This window comes from Legionella sp. km772 (assembly GCF_003989735.1).
Taxonomy (GTDB): Bacteria; Pseudomonadota; Gammaproteobacteria; order Legionellales; family Legionellaceae; genus Legionella.
In genome coordinates this window covers 1-2,432 of the sequence record NZ_RZGQ01000278.1, presented here as the reverse complement: position 1 = coordinate 2,432, position 2,432 = coordinate 1, and the positions used below count along the sequence as shown (strand labels likewise).

Genomic DNA, 2,432 nt, shown 5'->3' with positions numbered 1-2,432 from the left:
TCTCCTGGCCTATGGACTTGTGGATAAGCCATTCTGAGAGTAAGGTGAATGAACTAACAAACCGGGAATAGCTCTTATTTTTCCTGAATTTTGTTCCAGATCCCCGGACCTAGCTAAGTATGGCTATAATTGGAGCAAATGAGAAGGGTGCTCAGAGATATTTGAACATTAATGCGAGGTCACACCCACAATAACTCCCAAAATACCAATAATTAATCCAATAGTTTTTATTAAATTTAATCGTTCCTTAAAGAAAATAACTGCAATAGGTGCTACCCAGAGCGGGGTTGAGTAAACTAAAATTACAGCATGGCCCACGCCGCTATAAAAAAGACCATAATTTACTAGAACCGTGAACAGACCAACTTGTAAGATCCCAACAGATAATAAGTGGGGAATGTCTTCACGTTTAGGAAGAATCAGTTTTTTTTGCAAGCCTGCTAATAAGAAAAGGAAGGTACTACCAATTAGCATTCTGATAAAACCAAACCACTGCGGCGAAATATACTCCATTTCTAATTTCATTAAGGGCCAGTTTAATCCCCACACCAATAAAACAAAGGCTAGTAATAGAATATTCATAGTTATTAGAGTTTCTTCTTTTATTACCATCTTAACTTTGTAGTGCTAGCGTGGCAACTTTGCGCATTCTCTAAGAGGGATTAAACCCGACAATAAATTAACTAATTGATAAAAAAACAATAAAATGCTAGGGTGTGCGGAAAAAAAAACAAACTAACTGTTTTTAAATTATTAAGACTTTCCTTATTTTAAATAAGGGTAATCTTAGTTTTATTATTAGCGTTTAATGAGAAAATAGCTCGATTATTTTTCGCACGCTAAGAATAGTAAAAACTAATGAAACCTTAGTAGTAACTTCACTATGGAATAATTCGTATCCTCTTTTTATCAACTTGAGAATAAAAATGTATAGGGATAATAAAAATGAACCTTATGAAATACAAGCTCTCTATCGGGAAATTTACGAACTTAACAATTCCTTATACATAACTATTGATGGTGATTTTATAATTCAAGAGCTTAATTTCAAAGCGGCTGATTTTCTGGGCCGAGATCGATCCTTATTTATCAATCAGTCTTTTTTAAAGTACATGACTCTTTTTTCTCAAGACTTATTTATAAACACTGTCGAGCAATTTAAACACAAAAAATTTACTCAAACCTGCGAAATTGAGCTTTTAGCGAAAGGCGGTGAACGCAAACAGGTGCACTTGGAAATAAGCTATGACTGGAAATCTCAAATTAGACTATGTCTCAATGATCTAACCTATATAAATCAGCAAAATTCCCTTATCCAAAGCTTGGAACATAAACTAACTTTGTTTGAGCAATTACTCAATGAGACGGAAGAGGGAATAGCAGTTTTAACTAGCGACTTAAATTTTAAAACAATTAATAAAGCATTCTATACGCTTTTTTTGCGAATATTTTTATGCAAAGTTGAAGTAGGCACTAATCTTGAAAAAAGTTTAGTTCATTATTCCAAGCTTAAAACCAAGGTGTTCAAGGCTTTTCATGATGCTTTGGCAGGACATGAGCAGCACTTTACGATTGAAAATACTAAGTATAATGAAGAAGTTTATTATTATTATGAAATTAAGATGTGTCCCATTAAGAAAGAGTTGAATAAAAAACAGCTAATTTTTCGGATTAGAGATTTATCAGAATATAAATTTCAGGAGATAATCCGTCATCATCAGCAAGCTAAAATTGAATCATCAACAAGACTTTCTACAATGGAAGAAATGATTTCCGCAATAGCGCATGAAGTTAATCAGCCCCTAACTGTAATTAATACCTACAGTAAAACGGGTGCCTATTTGCTCACTAGTGAATTAAGCTTGCAAGAAAAAACTGAAAAATTAGGACATTCTTTAGCTCAGATTTCTATGCAAGCAGAGCATGCTGGAAAAATAATTTACAGTATGAGAAATTTATTGTTTAATGAAGAGTACCCTACAGAGCCCTGTGATATAAATGCCTTAATAAAGAATACTATTTTACTTTTAAATTATGAATTCTTAGATTCAAAGATAACAACCGAGTTTTTATTAATGGACAGCCCTCCCTTGGTAAAAATTAATAAAATTCAAATAATGCAAGTGCTTTTGAATTTAACCCGCAACAGCATTGAGGCTTTTAAATGTGCGGAGATAGTGAAGCCGACAATCACCATTCAGACCCGTAATCTACATAGCTCTATTATGGTAATTATAAAAGATAATGGTCCAGGTATTAGCGTAGAGAATAAAAGCAAATTATTAAATACCTATTTTACTACTAAACCACAAGGTGATATAGGCGCGGATTTTTAGACGAAAAAAAGGTATTTTTAAGAGCTATTCTTCTAATATAAGAGGGGAATAGAATGACCAAAAAGCGAAATTATTACACTGCATCAAAAAAATCAA

Annotated in this window: 2 protein-coding genes; one reads left to right on the top strand and one right to left on the bottom strand. The window is 33.0% G+C overall.

The genetic code is table 11. The features are described from left to right. Positions 1-168 precede the first annotated feature (168 nt). Complete coding sequence (locus tag ELY15_RS15160; protein ID WP_158617518.1) at positions 169-582, bottom strand: DMT family transporter; 414 nt, start codon at positions 580-582, stop codon at positions 169-171. 344 nt (positions 583-926) lie between these two features. Between ELY15_RS15160 and ELY15_RS15155 the strand changes: the two genes are divergently transcribed. Continuing rightward, complete coding sequence (locus ELY15_RS15155; protein ID WP_127101498.1) at positions 927-2,336, top strand: ATP-binding protein; 1,410 nt, start codon at positions 927-929, stop codon at positions 2,334-2,336. Positions 2,337-2,432: the final 96 nt, after the last annotated feature.

Excerpts from the sequence above, each read along its gene's own strand:
- ELY15_RS15160 (WP_158617518.1), bottom strand. The coding sequence starts at position 582 with ATGAATATTCTATTACTAGCCTTTGTTTTATTGGTGTGGGGATTAAAC.
- ELY15_RS15155 (WP_127101498.1), top strand. The coding sequence starts at position 927 with ATGTATAGGGATAATAAAAATGAACCTTATGAAATACAAGCTCTCTAT.